Origin of the sequence: Streptomyces sp. HM190 (genome assembly GCF_009857135.1) — a bacterium.
In the GTDB taxonomy this organism is placed as follows: domain Bacteria; phylum Actinomycetota; class Actinomycetes; order Streptomycetales; family Streptomycetaceae; genus Streptomyces; species Streptomyces heilongjiangensis.
Window position 1 is genome coordinate 1,209,537 of record NZ_CP047318.1, and the last position, 18,798, is coordinate 1,228,334.

Genomic DNA, 18,798 nt, shown 5'->3' on the forward strand with positions numbered 1-18,798 from the left:
CCATGTCCGTACGCATCCTCGCGCTCGTCGGCAGCCTTCGCGCCGGTTCGCACAACCGTCAGCTCGCCGAGGCGGCCGTGAAGCACGCCCCCTCGGGCGTCGAGATCGAGCTGTACGAGGGCCTGGCCGACATCCCGTTCTACAACGAGGACATCGACACCGAGGAGGCCCTCCCGGCCACCGCCGCGCGGCTGCGCGGGGCGGCGGGCCGGGCGGACGGCTTCCTGCTCTTCTCGCCCGAGTACAACGGCACCATCCCTGCCGTCCTGAAGAACGCCATCGACTGGCTGTCCCGCCCGTACGGCGCCGGCTCCTTCACGGGCAAGCCGGTCGCCGTGGTCGGCACCGCCTTCGGCCAGTACGGCGGGGTGTGGGCGCAGGACGAGGCCCGCAAGGCCGTCGGCATCGCCGGTGCCACGGTCCTGGAGGACGCCAAGCTCTCCATCCCCGACTCGGTCGTCCGCTTCGCCGAGACCCACCCGGCCGACGACGCCGAGGTCGTCACCGGCCTCACCGCCGTCATCGAGCAGCTGACCGCCGGCACGGGCGCCGCGGCCGCCTGAGCCGCACTCCACCGCACCCCGCCACACACAGCGGCACACCGCCGGGTTCCGGGCCGTCAGGTCCGGGGCCCGGCGCCGCCGTCCCCGCCGCTCTCGCCCGTTGCCGCCATCCCCGCCGCTTTCGCCTGTTCCCGCCGTCGCGCCGGTCAGGCGATGCCCAGCCCCTCCAGGACGACCGCGCCGGGGAGTTCGGCGAACGCCTTGCCCGGCACCAGCAGCTTGCCGCGCCGCCGGCCGCTGCCGACCAGGACGTACGGCAGGTCGACGACGGCGGAGTCCACCAGGACCGGCCAGCCCTCCGGCAGCCCGACGGGCGTGATGCCGCCGTACTCCATGCCCGTCTCCCCGGTGGCCGTGTCCATCGGCGCGAACGACGCCTTGCGGGCGCCCAGTTGCCGCCGGACCACACCGTTGACGTCGACGCGGGTGGTGGACAGCACCACGCAGGCCGCGAGGCTCGTGCCACCGCCCCGCCTGCCCGCGACGACCACGCAGTTCGCGGACCGCTCCAGCAGGTCCCGCCCGTAGTGCTCGACGAACACGGCGGTGTCGGCCCACGCCGGGTCCGTCTCCACGTACAGGATCTGCTCGGCGGGCACGGCCCCTCCCCAGTGGCGTACGGCGTCGGCGACCGGCCCGACCAACTGGTCGAGGCATGCGGGGGCAGGGGTGGCGTGGTCGAAGTCTCCGATGGGTGCGCGCATGACCGGCACGCTAACAAAGTGCCGGTGGGGCCAGGCCCGCGTCTCAGTGGACGGGCGGCACCGAGACCGTCAGCACCATCTCGGTCGGGACGTCGCCGTCGTTGGCGTACCGGTGCGCGGCGTTGGCCTCGAAGGTGACGCTGGCGCCGGCCGGGACGCGGTACTCGGCGCCCTCGACGGTGAGCGTCAGCTCGCCCGCGGTGACATGGGCGATCTCGACGGTGCCGGCCGGATGCGGATCCGAACCGCTGCCCTCGCCCGGCATCAGCCGCCAGTCCCACATCTCCAGCGGACCGGGGGCCTCCGTACCGGCGAGGAGCCGGCTGTAGCTGCCCGCGTCGGTGTGCCACAGGCGGACCACCTGCTCGGCCGGGACGATCCGGACCCGGGGGCCCTGCTCGTAGTCGAGCAGGGTGGTGATGCTGACGCCGAGGGCGTCGCCGATCTTGACGACGGTGCCGATGCTGGGGTTGGTGCGGGCCTGCTCGATCTGGATGAGCATGCCGCGGCTGACTCCGGCACGGGCGGCGAGGGCGTCCAGGGTGAAGCCGCGTTCCGTGCGCCAGCGTTTGACGTTCCGCGCCAGGGACTGGGTCAGCAGGTCGAGGTCCGACACATTCCGTCCAATATTTTGAATGACAGAGTTCAGTGCGATGAACTACGGTGGAGTGCACCCTTCGTTCACCGAACTGTACTGCGAGGCCGCCCGATGACCGCACTCTTCGCCCTGGCCACCAGCCTGCTGTGGGGCCTGGCAGACTTCGGCGGCGGGCTGCTGAGCAGGCGCGTCCCGGCGCTGACCGTGGTCGTCGTCTCCCAGACGATCGCGGCCACCGTGCTCGGCGCGATCGTCGTCGCGACCGGCGGCTGGAGCGAGGCAGGCCCCCGGCTGTGGTTCGCCGTGGCCGCCGGCCTGGTGGGCCCGGTCGCCATGCTCGCCTTCTACAAGGCGCTCGCCCTCGGCCCCATGGGCGTCGTCTCCCCGCTCGGCTCGCTCAGCGTGGCCGTCCCGGTGGGGGTCGGGCTGTTCCTCGGCGAACGTCCCGCGCTGCTCCAGGTCGCCGGCATCGTGGTGGCCGTCGTCGGGGTCGTCCTGGCGGGCGGCCCGCAGCTCAAGGGCGCCCCGGTCCAGCGGCAGGCCATCGTGCTGACCCTCGTCGCGGCCTTCGGCTTCGGCGCGGTGATGGCCCTGATCGCCGAGGCGTCGACGACGCTCACCGGTCTGTTCCTCGCCCTGTTCGTCCAGCGCGTGACGAACGCCGTGGCGGGCGGCGCGGCCCTCTGCGTCTCGGTGCGACGCGGCTCCCCCGCCCTGCCGCCGGAGGGCTTCCCCTACGCCTCGCTCCCGGCCTTCGCCTTCGTCGGCCTCGCGGACGTGGCAGCCAACGGCACGTACTCCGTGGCCGCCCAGCACGGCCCGGTGACCGTCGCCGCCGTCCTGGCCTCGCTGTACCCCGTGATCACGGCGCTGGCCGCCCGCTTCGTGCTCTCCGAACGCCTGCGCGCCGTCCAGGCGGCCGGCGCGGGCCTGGCCCTGGCAGGCACCCTCCTCCTGGCAACGGGCTGAGCACCCCACCGCCAAGCCCATGAGCCCTCAGGCGGACTCCCCGGCACCGTCCGCCTCCCACTCGGCCAACGCCAGCAACTGCTCCGGCGTGACCCCGTCGGGGATCGGCACGGGCGCGGGCGTGCGGATCGGGGGCTGCCAGCCCTCCACCGGGTCCCAGCGCCGCACGACCTTCGCGGGCGCCCCCGCCACCACCGAGCGGTCCGGGACCTCGCCCCGGACGACCGCTCCCGCGGCCACCACCACGTTCCGCCCGACCCGCGCGCCCGGCAGGATCACCGCGCCGGTGCCGATCCAGCAGCCGGGCCCGATCGACACCGGGTCCATCCGCGGCCACTGCTTGCCGATCGGCTCGTGGGGGTCGTCGTACGAGTGGTTCGTGGACGTCACGTACACGTACGGCCCGAAGTAGCAGTCGCTGCCGATGGTCACGCTGGTGTCGGCGATCACATGGCTGCCCCGGCCGAGCACGACTCCGTCGCCAATGCGCAGGATCGGCTCCGCGCCGAGGTCGAGGTCGGGCATCAGTCCGGCGGTCAGCGTGACCTGCTCGCCGATGATGCAGTGGGAGCCCAGGTGGATCCACGGCTCACCGAAGACCGTGCCGAGCGGGAAGGCCAGTCTGGTACCGGTTCCCATCGCGCCGAACCGGAAGCGGCCGGGGCGCTCGGCCGTCACCGCGCCCGTGCGCCGCACCCACTCCCAGCCCGCGTGGACGGCGCGCTGCACCGCGCGACGCCGCCATGACGAGAACGTGTTCCTGCTTCTGGACACCCGCTCACCGTACTCACCGGTCGCCATCCGGACCGGGTCGTTCGGCTGTGATCTTCACCCCACGCGACGCCGTGCCCATGGCTTACGGTGCGGAGGGAGACTGATCCACCACCAGGAGGCGGCACATGAATCGGCAGCGGGCCCTGATCACGGTGTTCGGCGGGAAGAAGCCGGACGTGGAGGACGCCGCGTTCGTCTCCCCCACGTCGGCGGTGATCGGCGACGTGACGCTGCGCGCCGGGGCGAGCGTCTGGTACGGCGCGGTGCTGCGGGCCGAGTTCGAGCCGATCGTGGTGGGAGCCGGGAGCAATGTGCAGGACAACTGCACGCTCCATGTGGACCCCGGCTTCCCGATCTCGATCGGCGAGCGCGTCTCGATCGGGCACAACGCCGTCGTGCACGGCGCGACCATCGAGGACGACTGCCTGATCGGGATGGGCGCCACCGTGCTGAACGGCGCGGTGATCGGGGCGGGCTCCCTCGTCGCGGCGCAGGCGCTGGTGCCGCAGGGGATGCGGGTGCCGCCGGGTTCGCTGGTCGCGGGGGTGCCCGCGAAGGTCAAGCGCCCCCTCACCGAGGAGGAGCGCGAGGGCGTCACCCTGAACGGCGCGCACTACACCGAACTGGCCACGGCGCACCGGGCGGCGCAGGAGGAGTACGGCGCCTGAGACGACCGAGGGGCCGCGCCACCCGTCGGCGGCACGGCCCCTGTCCGTCGTCACAGCCTGCCGTCCATCGGCACAGCCCGCGCAGTCGGCCCGGCATACTCGGGCCGGATGTCCCAGTCGACGGCGGGAGTCCCAGTCGGTGGCGGGGGTCTCAGTCGGTGGCGGGGACCAGTTCCGCCTCGCCGGCCTCGGCCTTCTCCGCCGCCTTCTTCGCCTTGCGCCTGACCACCAGCATCGACGTCACGCCGATCAGCACGGCCAGCACCAGGCCCAGCCACGAGAAGCGCTTGAGCCACGCCTCGGCCACCACACCGACGTAGAAGATGACGGCGGTGGTGCCGCCGGCCCAGAGGATGCCGCCGAGGACGTTGGCGGTGAGGAAGCGCCAGTACGGCATCTGCAGGACGCCGGCGAGGGGACCGGCGAAGATCCGCAGCAGGGCGATGAAGCGTCCGAAGAAGACCGCCCACATGCCCCAGCGGTCGAAGGACCGCTCGGCGACCGCGATGTTGCTCTCGCTGAAGTGCTTGGGGAATCTCCGGCCGAGCCTGGCCAGCAGGGGACGTCCGCCCCTGCGGCCGATGGCGTAGCCGATCGAGTCGCCGATGATCGCGCCGGCCGTGGCGCAGGCGCCGAGGACGACCGGGTTGATCTCGCCGTGCTGGGACGCGAGCAGCGCGGAGGAGACCAGGATGATCTCGCCCGGCAGGGGGATGCCCAGGCTCTCCAGACCGATGACCAGCCCCACCAGCAGATAGATGCTGAGCGGTGGCACCGTTTCGAGCCACTCCTGGACGTGCAAAGCCGCTTCCTCCCATGCGTCCGGTTCTCGGGCTCCCGGCGCCCGCTCACGCTGGACCGCGCGCCGGGGCAGCCTACCCGCTCACTGAGACGGCGGGAGAGCCCGCCAGGTTGTCCCACAGGTCGCACGCGTGCTCCTGGTGCACGGTCCGGCTGAGCCCGTTCCCGCCCTGCGCGGCGACCCTGAGAGTGAGCACCTGGTCGCCCCCGGCGGGGACGGCGGGCTGACCGGCGGACCTCGGCACCCCGTCGCGGATGAAGGAGCCCCAGTAGTCGGTCATCCGGCGCGCCAGTGCCCGCTGCCCGGCGTCCAGCGGGCTGTCGAGGCCGAAGTGCCGGAAGAGGTACTGCACCTCGTTGACGTGGGTCGCCCCGAAGTCGAAGTCGGTGCCCAGGTTACGCAGCGAGGCGAAGGGCGGGGAGGTCCGGTCGGCGAACTCGTACGCGTACACCGGTCCGCGCCCGGCGAGGACCTCGTTCAGCCGCAGCGCGGGGCAGGCGAAGCTCTGGTCGCCCTGGGCGGTGCCGTACGCGATGGTCGGCGAGGGGTGGTCCGTGAGCGGGTAGCGGGCGAGGACCCGGTCGCCGTAGGCGGTCCGCATGACGGTCGGGTACTGCTCCGCGGTGAGCGGGGTGCCGGCCGCGTCGAAGCGGCCGAACGCGAAGAGGCGGCCCTCGTCCTGGTTGGCGCCGTTGAGGACGGGCACCCGGGCGGCCGCCCCCTTCTCGAACGCCTCGAAGGGCTGGACGGGCAGGAAGGCGCCGCCGGCGACGGGCCCCCAGTCCAGGCCCGCCTGGGCGGCGAGGATCTCGGCGGCGCTCTTGCCCCGCAAGCACGCCGTGTCCGCGCAGCCGAGCCGCGTCATGAAGGTCCGGCCCTGGGCGACCGCCGACGCGTGCGTGCGGGCCGCGCAGTCGCCGTACGCGCCGCTCTGTACGATCCCGGCGCGGAACAGGCCCCGGGAGGTGGGTGAGGCCAGCTGGGTACAGACGGAGCGGCCCCCCGCGGACTCGCCCGCGACGGTGACGCGGCCCGGATCGCCGCCGAAGCGGCCGATGTTGGCCCGTACCCAGCGCAGCGCGGCCTGCTGGTCGAGCATGCCGAAGTTGCCCGAGACGCCGTCGCGCGCCTCCTTGTCGAGGTCGTCGGTGGCGAGGAAGCCGAGGGCGCCGAGGCGGTAGTTGACGGTCACGACGACCGTGCCGGTACGCCGTGCGAAGGCGTCCGGTACGACGTCCTCGCCGGCGCCCGCGGTGAGGCCGCCGCCGTGCAGCCAGACCATGACCGGACGGCGGGCGGTGCCCTGCGGCGTGTACACGTTGAGGGCCAGGCAGTCCTCGGTGTGGCTGGGCCGCTCGTAGCCGGGGTCCCAACTGGCCGTCTGGGCGCATCTGCTGCCGAACGCGTCGGCCGCGCGCACCCCCTGCCAGGGGGTCACCGGCCGGGGCTCGGTCCAGCGGAGGTCCCCGACGGGCTGCCGGGCGTAGGGGATGCCGAGGAACTGCCGTCCCTCCGCCGTGGTCTGGCCGCGTACCCAGCCGGCGTCGGTGCGCACGACTGCCGCCTGTCCGGTGCCGGCGGCGGCCTGGGCCGGGGCGGGTGACAGGAGGGCGGCGGCGAAGGCGGCGACGGCGGTCGCTGCCGCCGACGGCCACCGTAAGCGGACGGAACCCCGGGACACGGTGTCTTTCATGAGCCTCACTCCTTCGTGCAGGCGTCGTCGTGGACCACACGTGCGTGTCGGCGGGGAACCTAGGGCCGTCAGTGACTCGTGTCAATGATCTGCCCGAAGGAGCCCTCGCCGGTCGGCCGGGACGGCGGACGGCGAGGGCGGAGGCCGGGAGCCGGAGGGAGCGGGCCCGGTCAGCCGTTGGGGCGCAGGGTCCAGACGACGGTCATCTCGCCGGTGACGGCGCCGTCCGCGCGCCGGATGGCGACGGAGACGGGGAACTCGGGGCGCTCACCGGCGTCGAGTTCGGCGACGACCTCGGCGGCGGGACGGCCGAGGACGGCAGTGGCCGTGACCTCGCCCATGGCGAGCTTCCGGTACGCGATCTCGGCGCTGACCGCGAGGGGCACGGCACGCGAGAGCTGGTCGCCGAAGGCGGCGAGGACGATCGCCCCGCTCGCCGACTCGCCCAGCGTGAACATCGCGCCGGCGTGCGGCCCGCCGACATGGTTGTGGAAGTCGCTCCGGTCCGGCAGCGCCACCACGGCCTTCTCCGGCGTGGTCTCCAGGAACGTGAGGTTCAGCGTCCTGGCCATCGGCACCGTGGCGGCGAGCATCTCGCCGATCGACATCTGGTCTGCGCTCATGCCGCGATGTTACCCACGAGTAGGGCAGCCTGACCAGGGGTGTCGCCGTGTGGTCGGCGCTACACGCAGAGCCCCGGGGCGAGGCCGCCGGGCCGTGCGGCGGAACGACGGCCCCGGGCGCCGCGGTCAGGAGAACGCCGGAAGACGCCGGAGGTCACACGCCTCCCCGCCGACCGGGGGCGCCCCCTCCCTCACGCACTCTCCATCTGACCAGTACATGCCTGAGGGCGCACGGTGACGGAACCGTGGCACGGGCTCATTACTGTTGCCGGGCATGTGGCCAGGACAGCAGCAGCCGCCCGGGGGCGAGCAGAACCCGCAGCAGCCGAACCCGTACCAGCAGCCGGGGTACCAGCAGCCGAATCCCTACCGGCAACCCGGCTACCGGCAGCCGACCGCGCAGGGACCGTACGGGCAGCAGTGGGGCACGCCGGGGTCCTCGGGCGCGCCGGCGCCGCCCGGCAGGGGCGGCGGCGACCGGACCAGGCTCGTCGCCGTCGTGACGGCGGCGGCCGTGGTCGTGGCCGCAGGGGTGACCGGCTTCCTCGTCCTCGGCGGCGACAAGGACGAGGAGGCGAAGGGCGGCGGCAAGGGCGGGAAGTCCTCGGCGAGCGCCTCCCAGGACCCGAGCGCCTCCGCCTCGGCCGACGACGGCCGCGGTGCGGACGGCCCGGAGCCGACCGTCGAGGGCTGGAAGGTCGTCGTCAACCCCAAGTGGGGCACGGCCTTCGACGTCCCGGCCGACTGGGAGGTCGCGTCGCCGACCACCATCACCGGCTTCGAGGACGCCAAGGGCGAGGCCGGCGACCCGCCCCTGATCACCATGTCGGCGCCGGCGTTCCTCAAGTCCGAGTGGTGCACGTCGGACGACGACAAGGACGGCCGCGAGGACCACACCGAACTCGCCGCCGCGGGCACCAAGGGCGCGAACGGCGCCAAGGACACCGACGAGGTCGCCCTCAACCAGGTGCCCTGGTACGTGTACGGCGGCTACACGCAGCCCGACCGCAAGAGCCTCACCGTCGACAAGAAGGCGCAGCCGTACACGACGGCCTCCGGTGTGGAGGGCAGTGTCGCCTGGGCCCGCTCCAAGAACACGCCGCAGAAGGGCAAGTGCGCCAGCGACGGCAAGGCCGTCACCTTCGGGTTCAAGAACTCCGCGGGCGACTTCGTGGCGTGGAGCCTGTTCGGCGCCACCGGTGTCGACGACGAACTCCCCGACACGACCGTCGAGAAGATCCTGAGCACGGTTCGGCTGTACGGCGAACCGACGGGCGGCTGACCACCGTACGGCAGGGCCTCCGTGGCACCCCGGCCTCCGGCACATCTATGGTTACGAGCCATGTGGCCAGGACAGCAGCAGCCGCCCGGGGGCGAGCAGAACCCGCAGCAGCCGAACCCGTACCAGCAACCCGGGTACGGGCAGCCGGGGCAGACGGGGCACCAACAGTCGGGGTACCAGCAGCCCGGGTACCAGCAGCCGAACCCCTACCAGCAGCCCGGTTACCAGTCGACGGGACAGCAACCGCACTACGGGCAGCCCCCGTGGGGTGCCCCTGCCCCGATGGGTGCGCCGGAACCGCCGGGCGGAGGCGGCGGCAACCGGACCAAGCTCATCGCGATCGTGGCGGCCACGGCCGTCGTCGTCGCCGCGGGGGTGACCGGCTTCCTGGTCCTCGGCGGCGACGAGGACGGCGGGACCGCGGCGAAGGGCGACCCCAAGGCGTCGGCCTCGCCGACACCGACCGCCTCGGAGAGCCAGGACAACCCGCGCGGCGAGGACGCGGGAGCGCAGCCGACCGTCGAGGGCTGGAAGGTCGTCGTCAACCCCAAGTGGGGTACGGCCTTCGACGTCCCGGCCGACTGGGACGTCAAGTCGCCGGGCACCTTCATCGGCTTCGACGACAACTCCAAGGACGACACCTCCGTCATCATCGGCATGTCGGCGCCCGCCATCCTCAAGGAGAAGTGGTGCGTAGCCGACGCCGACAAGGACGGTTACAAGGAGGAGACGTCCCTCGCCGCCGCCGGCACCAAGGGGCAGCAGGGCGCGAAGAGCACCGACGAGATCGCCCGCAACGACTCGGCGTGGTGGGTCTTCGGCGGGTACACCGACCAGAAGGACTCCTCCAAGAAGCTGATGAAGGTCGGCAAGCCGGCGGCGTACACGACGGCGTCGGGCGTCGAGGGCAGTGTGGTGACCACCTCCTCGACCGGCGTCCCCAAGAAGGGCAAGTGCGACACCGACGGGAAGGCGACCACGTTCGCCTTCAAGAACTCCAAGGGCGACTTCGTCTCCTGGACGTTCCACGGCGCCAAGGGCGTCGACGACGAGGTGCCGGACACGACGGTGCAGAAGATCCTCAGCACGGTACGGCTGTACGGCGAGCCCACGGGCGGCTGAGCGCGCCAGCGGCACGGGGGTCGGCGGGCGCCGGCCCCCGAGGCGGCCGGGCCGTCCCGCCCCGTCCCGGTGACCCGATCCGCCCGTACGCCGTGCAGAAACGGTCGCCAGGCAGCGCCCGGGGCGGCGGCGGGCGACTGGTGCCCGCCGGCGCCTGCCGACCGGGCTCCGCGCCCGGCTCAGCCGATGCCGAAGGCACCGTCGGGCGGCTCGGGTGACGGCACCGCGTCCTCCTCGCGGACGGGCGCGGCAGCACCGACGAAGTCGCGCAGCGCCGCCCCGTGCTCGACCCGCGCGGGGAAGGTGTCGCCGGCGGCGCGCCGGGTGAGTGCGGCGACGTCGAGCGGCCGGTGCGAGGCGAGCACGACCGCGTTGCCGAACCTCCGGCCGCGCAGCACGCCGGGTTCCGCGATCAGCACCAGCTGCTCGAACACGGTGCCCAGCGTCGCCAGTTGGGACCGCAGGAAGGCGAAGGGCGCGGCGTCGGCGAGGTTCGCGAGGTAGACGCCGTCGGCCCGCAGGACCCGTGCCGCGGCCCACGCGTACCCCTCGGTCGTCAGATGCGCCGGCACCCGCGAGCCGCCGAACACGTCCGCGACGACTACGTCGGCGGAGCCGGCGGGAGCGCCTTCGAGCCATGTCCTCGCGTCGGCGCCGTGCAGCGCGATCCGGGCGTCCGCCGGCAGCGGCAGGTGCTCCACGACGAGGTCCAGCAGACCCCGGTCGTACTCGACGACGTCCTGCCGGGACCCCGGGCGGGTGGCGGCCACGTAGCGGGGCAGGGTGAGCGCGCCGCCGCCGAGGTGCAGCACGTCGAGCGGTCGCCCCGGCTCGGCGACCGTGTCCAGCGCGTGCCCGAGGCGCCGTGCGTACTCGAACTCCAGGTGCGTGGGCTCGTCCAGGTCGACGTACGACTGCGGGGCACCGTCCACCGTCAGCAGCCAGGCCCGCTCCCGGTCGACGTCGGGCATGAGCTTGGCGGTGCCGCGGTCGACGGCACGGGAGACGGGTATCGCTTCGTTCACGGGGCCATTCTGCCGGGGCGGACCGGGCCGGGAGACCGCCGAGGCGGCGTGGTGGTACGGCACGGTGAAATGGCGCGGTGAAACGTGTGATGCGGCGTGGGAGGCCGCTCGACCGGCCACGACGGTTCCCGGTCCCCGGTCCCCCACGCCGTGCTCCCCGCCCTAGCGGACGGCCGTGACGGTCCCCGCCCCCACGGTGCGGCCGCCCTCACGGATCGCGAACCCGAGACCCGGCTCCAACGGAACCTCACGTCCGAGCTCCACGGTCATCGTGACCCGGTCGCCCGGCCGGGCGACGGCCGCCTCCCCGAGGTCGACGTCACCGACCACGTCCGCGGTACGGATGTAGAACTGCGGCCGGTACCCGCTGGACACCGGCGTCGTACGGCCCCCTTCCTTCGCCGACAGCACGTACACCTGAGCGGTGAAGCGCCGGCTGGGCACGACGCTCCCCGGGGCGGCCACCACGTGTCCGCGCCGGACGGTGTCCCGCGCCACCCCGCGCAGCAGCAGCGCCACGTTGTCCCCGGCCTGCGCCTCCGCCATGGGCTTGCCGAAGGTCTCCAGACCGGTGACGACCGTGTCGACGTCCGCGCCGAGCACCTCGACCCGGTCACCGACCCGGATGACGCCCCGCTCGACGGCACCGGTGACGACGGTCCCCCGTCCGGTGATCGTCAGGACGTTCTCCACGGAGAGCAGGAACGGCGCGTCCAGATACCGCTCGGGCATCGGCACGTAGGTGTCCACCGCGTCCAGCAGCGCCTCGATCGACGCCGTCCAGCGCGGGTCCCCTACGAGGGCCCGGAGTCCGGAGACCCGTACGACGGGGACGGAGTCGCCGCCGTAGCCGTGCGCGGTGAGCAACTCGCGCACCTCCAGCTCGACGAGGTCCGTCAGCACGGTGTCCTCGCCGTCGTCGGCGGCGTCGGCCTTGTTGGGCGCGACCACGATGTGGTCGACGCCCACCTGCCGGGCCAGCAGGACGTGCTCGGCGGTCTGGGGCATGATCCCGTCGAGCGCGGAGACGACGAGGATCGCCCCGTCGAGCTGCGCGGCGCCGGTGACCATGTTCTTGACGTAGTCGGCGTGACCGGGCATGTCGACGTGCGCGTAGTGCCGGGTGTCGGTCTCGTACTCGACGTGCGCGATGTTGATGGTGATGCCGCGCGCCGCCTCCTCGGGGGCGCGGTCGATGCGGTCGAACGGCACGAACGTGCCGGCCCCCCGCTCGGCGAGGACCTTGGTGATGGCGGCGGTCAGGGTGGTCTTGCCGTGGTCGACGTGGCCCATCGTGCCGATGTTGAGGTGGGGTTTCGTGCGGACGTAAGCGGTCTTGGACATGGCGGTACCTCGAAGCCTCTTCAGTGGTACTGAGTGATGGCCCCGGCGCCGTGCGGACGCGGCCGGGACGGGGACCCCGAGCGGACGCCGACCCTCCCCCTGCGGGGTCCGCCGGAATCTCCGGGAAGGGTCAGCTTCGGGCGCCGTCTGCGGCGGCCACGACGATCAGAAGGGCAGCCTTCGGCGCATCCGCGTCGACCGCGGACGCTGCGAGAACGAAGGCGTACCGGAACATGGGGTCGATCCTCGCCGACCCGCGGGCCCGCGTCGAACGGTTTTCCGCGCGGGTGCGTCCGGATGCCGGACCGAAGAGAGATGCTTCACAGGTCGGTGGGCGGCTGAACGCGGGCCGGGCGGTGCGCGTGCACCCGAAGGCGCAGGCCGCACGGTGTACGGTCCCCGGCCGGGCGGCCGGTGGCGGACGCCCGAGGGGTCTGTCGTTCCGGTTCCCGTGACGGCGGTGAGACGTTCCGTAGGGCATACACGCACATCGGTCGGTTACCGTCGACGAATGCTCGATGCCACCACCCGCTCTGGGGGCACCGCCTCGGTCCTTCCCCGGACCGCCGCCACGGAGCTCGCCGTCGCCGCACCCGCAGCCGTCCCCGCCGTTTCCCCGAACGGCGCCACCCGCTGGGGCAGAGCGCTGCTCTCTCCGTGGGCGCGGTTCTCCCTGCTGGTGGCGCTGCTCGCCGGCGCCGTGGTGACCGTGCTGCTGTTCGAACCACAGCGGCTGCTGGCCGACGGCTGGCCGCCCCAGCTGAGCGGCGGCGCCGCGGCCGGGGTGTTCGCGGTGGCGTACGGGCTGTGCACGGTGGCGTTCGTGCCCCGGCCGATCCTCAACATCGCGGCGGGCGCCCTCTTCGGCTGGCAGCTGGGGCTGGCCTCCGCGCTCGCGGGAACGGTCCTCGGGGCGGGGATCGCGTTCGGGCTGGGCCGGGTACTCGGGCAGGACGCGCTGCGGACGCTGCTGCGGCACCGCTGGCTGAAGTCGGCGGACGGGCAGCTCAGCCGTCACGGGTTCCGCTCGATGCTGGCGGCCCGCCTCTTCCCCGGGGTGCCGTTCTGGGCGGCGAACTACTGCGCCTCCGTCTCCCGCATGGGCTGTCTGCCGTTCCTGCTGGCCACCGCCCTCGGCTCCATCCCCAACACCGCCGCCTACGCCGTCGCCGGCGCCCGCGCCTCGGCCCCGACGTCCCCGGCCTTCCTGATGGCGATGGCGTGCATCGCGCTGCCCGCCCTGCTGGGCGCGGCGGTGGCCTGGCGCAAGCGCCACCGCCTGCGGGCCCGCTGACACCACCGGACGGGACGGGGCGGCAGCCCCGTGACATCGCGGCGCGCCACCGTGGGGGGCGCGCGGGCGTGGGCCGCCACGCGGGCCGCGTCAGATCACGGCGGGCCGGTCCACCAGCAGGTGCAGCCTCTGCTCGGCGTACTCCGTCGGCAGTCGTCCGGCCCGGGTCAGGGTCGCCCTCGGTCCACAGGGGCCCCACCACCCCGGCCTGAAGGCGCCCGTCGCCCCCGGCTCAGTCGCCCTGGTAGACGTCCAGCCGCCCGCACATCCCGAACTTCCCGTACGACGAGGGCTCCTGGGCCCGGACCACGGCGTCGGCCAGGTGGGACACGTCCCCGCGCTCCAGCCGGTCCAACTGCTCACCCGTCGCCTCGGCGGCGGCCCGCGCGCCCCGCGCCCAGCGCGCCCGCCACTCGGCGAGCCGGGGCCGGACCAGCGCGGCGGCGGCCCGGTGGAAGGCGGCGAGCGGCTCCGGGCCGTCCGCCTCACGCAGCGCCCGGTAGCCCTCCAGGGCCAGGTCGCGGCGGGCCCGTGCGGCCCGCTCCTGCTCCTCCTGCGGAGCGCCGACCGGGATACGGGTCGCCGCGGCGTACGTCTCCGGATCGGTCAGGTACTCCGGCGGCAGCGTGAGCACGGCGTCGCCCGCCTCCGGCAGCCCGCTGTTCTGCATCAGGACGGTGATGCGCAGGCCGTCCTCGTTGACCAGCCGGTGGATGGTGCCGGGCGTGAACCATGCGACCGTCCCCGGCGTCAGGGGCGTGACCTCGTACCCGGAGGCCGTCAGGGTCTGCACGGCGCCGCGTCCGCCGGTGACGACGTACCCCTCCGAACAGGTCAGGTGCATATGGGGCGTTCCGCCGCACACCCCGTCGGTCGCGGGCCAGTCGTAGACGGACAGGTGCGACAGGGCGACCCCGCCGGGCAGTCCCGCGTAGGCGTTCACCACGGGTGCGCCTCCAGGTACTTGGCGATCTCCTCCCGTTCCCAGGCCCCGTCCGCCACGACGACCCGGTAGCGCCGGGTGAGCGTGTCGCCGGGGGCGAGCGCCAGTTCGTCGAAGAACGCCCAGGAGGGGGCGACGGCCGCGAACGGCTCGTTGCGGACGAACCAGTGGGCCGGGTGGGCGCCCTCGGCGCCCGTGTGGTCGTTCTCGGGGGCGTGGGCGAAGACGAGCGTGGCGTGCCCGTCGGTGCCGTCGTGCTCGCCGGAGTACGCCAGCCACGGCGCCTGCCCGCCCATCAGCTCCGGCCCCTCGGCGTCGGGGCCGATGATCCGTCCGTCCCGGAAGGCGCGCGGTCCGCGCCAGAACAGGCCGGTGTAGCCGGCCATCTCGCGCCCGGCGGTGGTCGGGCTGCCGAACAGCAGCGGCTCGTCCCGGCGGTTGGTGATCGCGCTGGTCCAGGTGAGCGCCCACGACCCCGCCTCGGGGTCGACGTCGTGCACCTCGATCCGGCGCTCCTCGTCGGCCCACAGCTCGCCGCCGTACGGGTGCCAGGTCAGCCGTTCGGCGATCACCACCCGGTCGCCGTCGGAGACGACCTCGTCGAAGCCGGTGTGGGTCATCGAGCCGACCCGCTCGGGGATCGGCAGGTATCCCTCGCCGTGGACGTAGGAGTTGCCGCCCCACAGGTTCTGGCCCGACAGGTGCGAGGCCGTCAGCTGCAGGCCCTTGTGCCAGCGGTGGTCGTTGGGGCGGTAGTCGGTGACGATGTCGCCCGCGAGGGTCCGGACCGGGTGCAGATACGGCTTGGGGGCCTCCCAGGCCGCCTCCGGCCGGTACACATAGCTGAACAGCTCGACGCCCGTGGCCGGCTCGGTGACCGTGATCCGGTCGCCGTGGGCGTGGACGACGCGCAGCCCGTCGTGGAAGGTCATGCGGGGATCTCCTCACTCGTGGCGGGCTCCTGGGCGGGTGCGGGCGCCCAGCCGGGGGCTCCGCCGTGCATGGCCGTGTAGTACGGGTCCCCCGGACCGATCTCGCCGCGCCGTACGGTCGTGTCCGTGAACGCCGACTTGTAGAGCGCGGCGATCAGTTCCAGGCTCGTCCGGCCGTCGGCGCCGCTGCTGCGGGGCCGTTCACCGGCGCGCATGCTCGCGACGAGTTCGCGCAGCTGGGCCAGGTGGGAGCTGGGCACGTCCGGGCCGAAGTCGCGCCAGGCCGCCGCGTCCGCCTCCGGGGTGCCCGGGGCGGGGGTGATGGACCAGTCGGCGTTGGAGTGGCCGTACAGGTGGGTGAGTTCGATCGTGGCGCGCTCGCAGTCGATGCGGATGCGGCTGACCTCGTCGGGGCTGAGGACGCTGTTGACGACGGTGGCCAGGGCGCCGCTCTCGAAGCGCACCAGGGCGGTGGAGACGTCCTCGGTCTCCACGTCGTGGACCAGGCGCCCGGCCATGGCGCGGACCTCGCTCCACGGGCCGAGCAGGTCGAGCAGGAGGTCCATCTGGTGGATGCCGTGGCCCATGGCCGGGCCGCCGCCCTCGGTGGCCCAGCGGCCGCGCCAGGGCACGGCGTAGTAGGCGGTGTTCCGGTACCAGGTGGTCTGGCAGTGCGCGACGAGGGGACGGCCGACCGCCTGCTCGGCGATGAGCTTCCGCACGTGTGTGGCGCCCGAGCCGAAGCGGTGCTGGAAGACGATCGAGGCGAAGGGCCCGCCGGTGTCCGCGCCTTCCTCCGCCTGCACGGCGTCGAAGTCGGCGAGCGTCGGCACCGGCGGCTTCTCGCACCACACCCAGGCACCCGCCCGCAGCGCGGCCACGGTCTGGTCGCGGTGCAGGGTGGGCGGGGTGCACACGCAGACCAGGTCGGGGCGCTGCTCGGCCAGCATGCGGTCCAGGTCGGTGTAGCCGTGCGGGATGCCGTGCTCGGCGCAGAACGCGCGCACCGCCTCGGCATCGATGTCGACCGCCGCGACGACCTCGGTCTCGCCCTCCTCGGCGAGGCGCGCGAGCGCGGGCAGATGGGAGCCGCCGCCGATGGCGCCGATACCGATGATGGCGGCGCGGACCCGGCGGCCACGCAGCGGGGCCGGCGGCCGGTCCGCAGTCGGGTTCGGATCGTTGCTGGGTGTGGGCATGGACGTGATCAGCACTCCATCGAACGGGACGTCGGACAGTGGCCAACGCCTGGTGGCCAGGGCTCCGGCGGTACGGCGGCCCTCGCAACGGCAAGCGCTTTCTCCAGCCAGCAACGTATGTGCGGACATAGTCACTGGTCAACACCATGGATCCGGCCGTTCCACGCCTCGGGACGCCGGCCCGCTCCGCTGCCCCGGACGGCCCTGCCAAACCCCTGTGGCGGGCCCGTCATCTCGGGGCGCTAGGCTGCCCCCCGTACCTGTGATCACCCGCCCCGCACGGCCGCCCGGCGGCCGGGTCGGCGGTGTGTCACCTCTCCCGCCGGCCCCTCACGATCAGCGCTTGGACCACGTAACTTCATGTCTTGGTTTGAATCCCTCATCCTCGGACTCGTCCAGGGGCTGACCGAGTTCCTCCCCATCTCCTCCAGCGCGCACCTGCGCCTGACGGCGGCCTTCTCCGGCTGGGAGGACCCCGGAGCGGCCTTCACGGCGATCACCCAGATCGGCACGGAGGCCGCGGTGCTGATCTACTTCCGCAAGGACATCGTCAACATCATCTCGGCGTGGTCGCGGTCCCTGTTCGACAAGGAGATGCGTGGCGACCACGACGCCCAGATGGGCTGGCTGGTGATCGTCGGTTCGATCCCGATCGGTGTCCTCGGCGTGACCCTCAAGGACCAGATCGAGGGACCGTTCCGTGATCTGCGCATCACCGCGACCATGCTGATCGTCATGGGCATCGTCCTGGGCGTAGCGGATCGCCTGGCCGCGCGGGACGAGACGGGCGGCAAGCACCGTGCCATCAAGGAACGCAAGACCCTGGAGCAGCTGAGCGTCAAGGACGGCCTGATCTTCGGCCTCTGCCAGGCCATGGCCCTCATCCCGGGCGTCTCCCGCTCCGGCGCGACGATCAGCGGCGGCCTCCTCATGGGCTACAAGCGCGAGGCCGCGGCCCGCTACTCCTTCCTCCTCGCCATCCCCGCCGTGCTGGCCTCCGGCGGGTACGAGCTGAAGGACGCCATGGAGGGCGGTCATGTCTCCTGGGGTCCCACCATCTTCGCCACGGTCATCGCGTTCGTGGTCGGGTACGCCGTGATCGCGTGGTTCATGAAGTTCATCTCCACCAAGAGCTTCATGCCTTTCGTCTGGTACCGCATCGTCCTCGGCATCCTCATCGTCGTCCTCGTCTCGATGGGCGTACTGAGCCCGCACGCCGGGGAGTCGGCGGGCTGACCGGGGGCGTCCCCGCGGGCGGCCGGTCACCGGGTCCGCGCCGAACAGGTGAGTCGGGGCGTCCACGGTCGAGCGGACGCCCCAACTCCCTTCAGTGACCAAGCACATACGTGATCCGTAGCCGGGTTGTAGCGCACCGTCAGCCCTTGCGCCTACGCTTGTCCGCATGTCCCCCGATTCCCTTGCCTGTGGTTCCGTGCGGTCCGCTGCCGATGTGAACGACCAGATCCGCGCCCTGTGGCGGCGCGCGGGCGGTTCGCTGTCGGCCCAGGAGCGCGCGGAGTACGAGCTGTTGGTGGTGGAGTGGGCCGCGGCGATCCGCGAAGAGGTCATCGAGGCAGCGTGAGCGCCCCGGAGCAGGGCGCGGCCGCGACGGACGGCACCCCCGGAGGGCTGATCGTCTTCCTGAACGGCACGTCCAGCTCGGGCAAGTCGAGCATCGCCGCGGAGTTGCTGCGGATTCTGGACGAGCCGTTCTTCCATCTGCCGGTCGACGCGTTCCACGCCATGCGGACCCGGCGGGAGATGGAGCCCGAGCGGCTGGCCACCGTGCTCCACCGCACCTGGCGGGGCTACCACCGCGCGATCGCGGGCATGGCCGCCGCGGGCAACAACGTCGTGGTGGACCACGTCCTCAGCGAGGAGTGGCGACTGCGGGACTGCCTCGACCTGTTCGTACCGCAGGACGTCGTGTTCGTCGGCGTCCACTGCCCCCGCGCCGAGCTGGAACGCCGGGAGCGCGAGCGGGGCGACCGGCCGCCGGGGCTCGCGGCAGGACAGCTGGCGCAGGTGCACGCCCACGGGATCTACGACATCGAGTGCGACACGTCTGTCGCGGACCCGCTGCTGTGCGCCCGGCGGGTGAAGGAGTTCCTGCCGCGCCGCCCCGCCCCGACCGCCTTCCAGCGCCTGCGCGAGAAGCGGGGCGGTCGGTAGCACGGGGCGCAGCAGCCGGGCGCTGTCCAGGGGCGCGGGGAACTACGCGACCGGCCCCACCCGCCCGCGCCCGGCACCGCATCCGATGCCG

Annotated in this window: 20 protein-coding genes; 9 read left to right on the forward strand and 11 right to left on the reverse strand. The window is 73.1% G+C overall.

The features are described from left to right. Positions 1–2 precede the first annotated feature (2 nt). Positions 3–563 carry an NADPH-dependent FMN reductase gene (locus GSY65_RS04700; RefSeq protein WP_159766097.1) on the forward strand — a complete coding sequence of 187 codons (561 nt, stop codon included), beginning with the start codon at positions 3–5 and terminating at the stop codon, positions 561–563. A 146-nt stretch (positions 564–709) separates the two neighbouring features. Here GSY65_RS04700 and GSY65_RS04705 read toward each other — a convergent pair whose 3' ends face one another. Together GSY65_RS04705 and GSY65_RS04710 are read right to left on the reverse strand one after the other, a co-directional pair. After that, complete coding sequence (locus GSY65_RS04705) at positions 710–1,267, reverse strand: YbaK/EbsC family protein (protein ID WP_159766098.1); 558 nt, start codon at positions 1,265–1,267, stop codon at positions 710–712. Between the two features lie 43 nt (positions 1,268–1,310). Next, complete coding sequence (locus GSY65_RS04710; protein WP_159766099.1) at positions 1,311–1,883, reverse strand: helix-turn-helix domain-containing protein; 573 nt, start codon at positions 1,881–1,883, stop codon at positions 1,311–1,313. Positions 1,884–1,976: 93 nt separating this feature from the next. Here GSY65_RS04710 and GSY65_RS04715 point away from each other — a divergent pair, with 93 nt between their 5' ends. Beyond that, on the forward strand, positions 1,977–2,834 hold the full coding sequence (locus tag GSY65_RS04715; RefSeq protein ID WP_159766100.1) for an EamA family transporter: 858 nt from the start codon (positions 1,977–1,979) through the stop codon (positions 2,832–2,834). Positions 2,835–2,861: 27 nt separating this feature from the next. Here the strand turns inward: GSY65_RS04715 and GSY65_RS04720 are convergent, their stop codons facing one another. Further along, entirely contained in the window at positions 2,862–3,635 is a 774-nt protein-coding gene (locus GSY65_RS04720; RefSeq protein WP_159766101.1) for an acyltransferase, read from the reverse strand. A 98-nt stretch (positions 3,636–3,733) separates the two neighbouring features. Here GSY65_RS04720 and GSY65_RS04725 point away from each other — a divergent pair, with 98 nt between their 5' ends. Then, positions 3,734–4,276, forward strand: a complete 543-nt coding sequence (locus GSY65_RS04725; RefSeq protein WP_159766102.1) for a gamma carbonic anhydrase family protein — start codon at positions 3,734–3,736, stop codon at positions 4,274–4,276. 151 nt (positions 4,277–4,427) lie between these two features. On the opposite strand, the gene GSY65_RS04730 is transcribed toward GSY65_RS04725, so the two are convergent. From GSY65_RS04730 to GSY65_RS04740, 3 genes are all read right to left on the reverse strand, one after another. Beyond that, positions 4,428–5,078: a DedA family protein gene (locus GSY65_RS04730; protein ID WP_159766103.1), complete on the reverse strand. Its 651-nt coding sequence runs from the start codon at positions 5,076–5,078 to the stop codon at positions 4,428–4,430. 73 nt (positions 5,079–5,151) lie between these two features. Beyond that, on the reverse strand, positions 5,152–6,771 hold the full coding sequence (locus GSY65_RS04735; RefSeq protein WP_159766104.1) for a carboxylesterase/lipase family protein: 1,620 nt from the start codon (positions 6,769–6,771) through the stop codon (positions 5,152–5,154). A 170-nt stretch (positions 6,772–6,941) separates the two neighbouring features. Continuing rightward, positions 6,942–7,379, reverse strand: coding sequence for a DUF4442 domain-containing protein (locus GSY65_RS04740; protein WP_159775625.1), 438 nt, complete (start codon positions 7,377–7,379; stop codon positions 6,942–6,944). A gap of 289 nt (positions 7,380–7,668) precedes the next feature. Here GSY65_RS04740 and GSY65_RS04745 point away from each other — a divergent pair, with 289 nt between their 5' ends. Next, complete coding sequence (locus GSY65_RS04745; protein ID WP_159766105.1) at positions 7,669–8,676, forward strand: hypothetical protein; 1,008 nt, start codon at positions 7,669–7,671, stop codon at positions 8,674–8,676. A gap of 60 nt (positions 8,677–8,736) precedes the next feature. Next, positions 8,737–9,798 (forward strand): hypothetical protein, encoded by a 1,062-nt coding sequence (locus tag GSY65_RS04750; RefSeq protein WP_159766106.1) that lies wholly within the window; start codon positions 8,737–8,739, stop codon positions 9,796–9,798. 179 nt (positions 9,799–9,977) lie between these two features. Here GSY65_RS04750 and GSY65_RS04755 read toward each other — a convergent pair whose 3' ends face one another. Beyond that, the gene (locus GSY65_RS04755) at positions 9,978–10,823 is read right to left on the reverse strand and encodes a spermidine synthase (protein WP_159766107.1); all 846 of its coding nucleotides are present in this window, start codon (positions 10,821–10,823) and stop codon (positions 9,978–9,980) included. 162 nt (positions 10,824–10,985) lie between these two features. Further along, positions 10,986–12,167: an elongation factor Tu gene (gene tuf / locus GSY65_RS04760; protein ID WP_159766108.1), complete on the reverse strand. Its 1,182-nt coding sequence runs from the start codon at positions 12,165–12,167 to the stop codon at positions 10,986–10,988. A 511-nt stretch (positions 12,168–12,678) separates the two neighbouring features. Between tuf and GSY65_RS04765 the strand changes: the two genes are divergently transcribed. Further along, the gene (locus GSY65_RS04765; protein ID WP_159766109.1) at positions 12,679–13,461 is read left to right on the forward strand and encodes a TVP38/TMEM64 family protein; all 783 of its coding nucleotides are present in this window, start codon (positions 12,679–12,681) and stop codon (positions 13,459–13,461) included. Between the two features lie 232 nt (positions 13,462–13,693). Here GSY65_RS04765 and GSY65_RS04770 read toward each other — a convergent pair whose 3' ends face one another. Genes GSY65_RS04770 through GSY65_RS04780 form a run of 3 tightly spaced genes read right to left on the reverse strand, consistent with a single transcriptional unit; the run spans position 13,694 to position 16,535 of the window. Further along, entirely contained in the window at positions 13,694–14,407 is a 714-nt protein-coding gene (locus GSY65_RS04770; RefSeq protein ID WP_159766110.1) for a cupin domain-containing protein, read from the reverse strand. Next, positions 14,401–15,336 (reverse strand): PmoA family protein, encoded by a 936-nt coding sequence (locus tag GSY65_RS04775; protein ID WP_159766111.1) that lies wholly within the window; start codon positions 15,334–15,336, stop codon positions 14,401–14,403. Before GSY65_RS04775 ends, GSY65_RS04770 begins: the two co-directional genes overlap by 7 nt. Further along, positions 15,333–16,535: a Gfo/Idh/MocA family protein gene (locus GSY65_RS04780; protein WP_201452453.1), complete on the reverse strand. Its 1,203-nt coding sequence runs from the start codon at positions 16,533–16,535 to the stop codon at positions 15,333–15,335. Before GSY65_RS04780 ends, GSY65_RS04775 begins: the two co-directional genes overlap by 4 nt. A 360-nt stretch (positions 16,536–16,895) precedes the next feature. On the opposite strand from GSY65_RS04780, the gene GSY65_RS04785 reads away from it, so the two are divergent. The 3 genes from GSY65_RS04785 (at position 16,896) to GSY65_RS04795 (ending at position 18,707) form a co-directional block, all read left to right on the forward strand. Beyond that, positions 16,896–17,771, forward strand: coding sequence for an undecaprenyl-diphosphate phosphatase (locus tag GSY65_RS04785; protein ID WP_159766113.1), 876 nt, complete (start codon positions 16,896–16,898; stop codon positions 17,769–17,771). Positions 17,772–17,937: 166 nt separating this feature from the next. Then, positions 17,938–18,117 (forward strand): hypothetical protein, encoded by a 180-nt coding sequence (locus GSY65_RS04790; protein WP_159766114.1) that lies wholly within the window; start codon positions 17,938–17,940, stop codon positions 18,115–18,117. Continuing rightward, on the forward strand, positions 18,114–18,707 hold the full coding sequence (locus GSY65_RS04795; protein ID WP_159766115.1) for a chloramphenicol phosphotransferase CPT family protein: 594 nt from the start codon (positions 18,114–18,116) through the stop codon (positions 18,705–18,707). The genes GSY65_RS04790 and GSY65_RS04795 overlap by 4 nt, the downstream gene beginning before the upstream one ends. Positions 18,708–18,798: the final 91 nt, after the last annotated feature.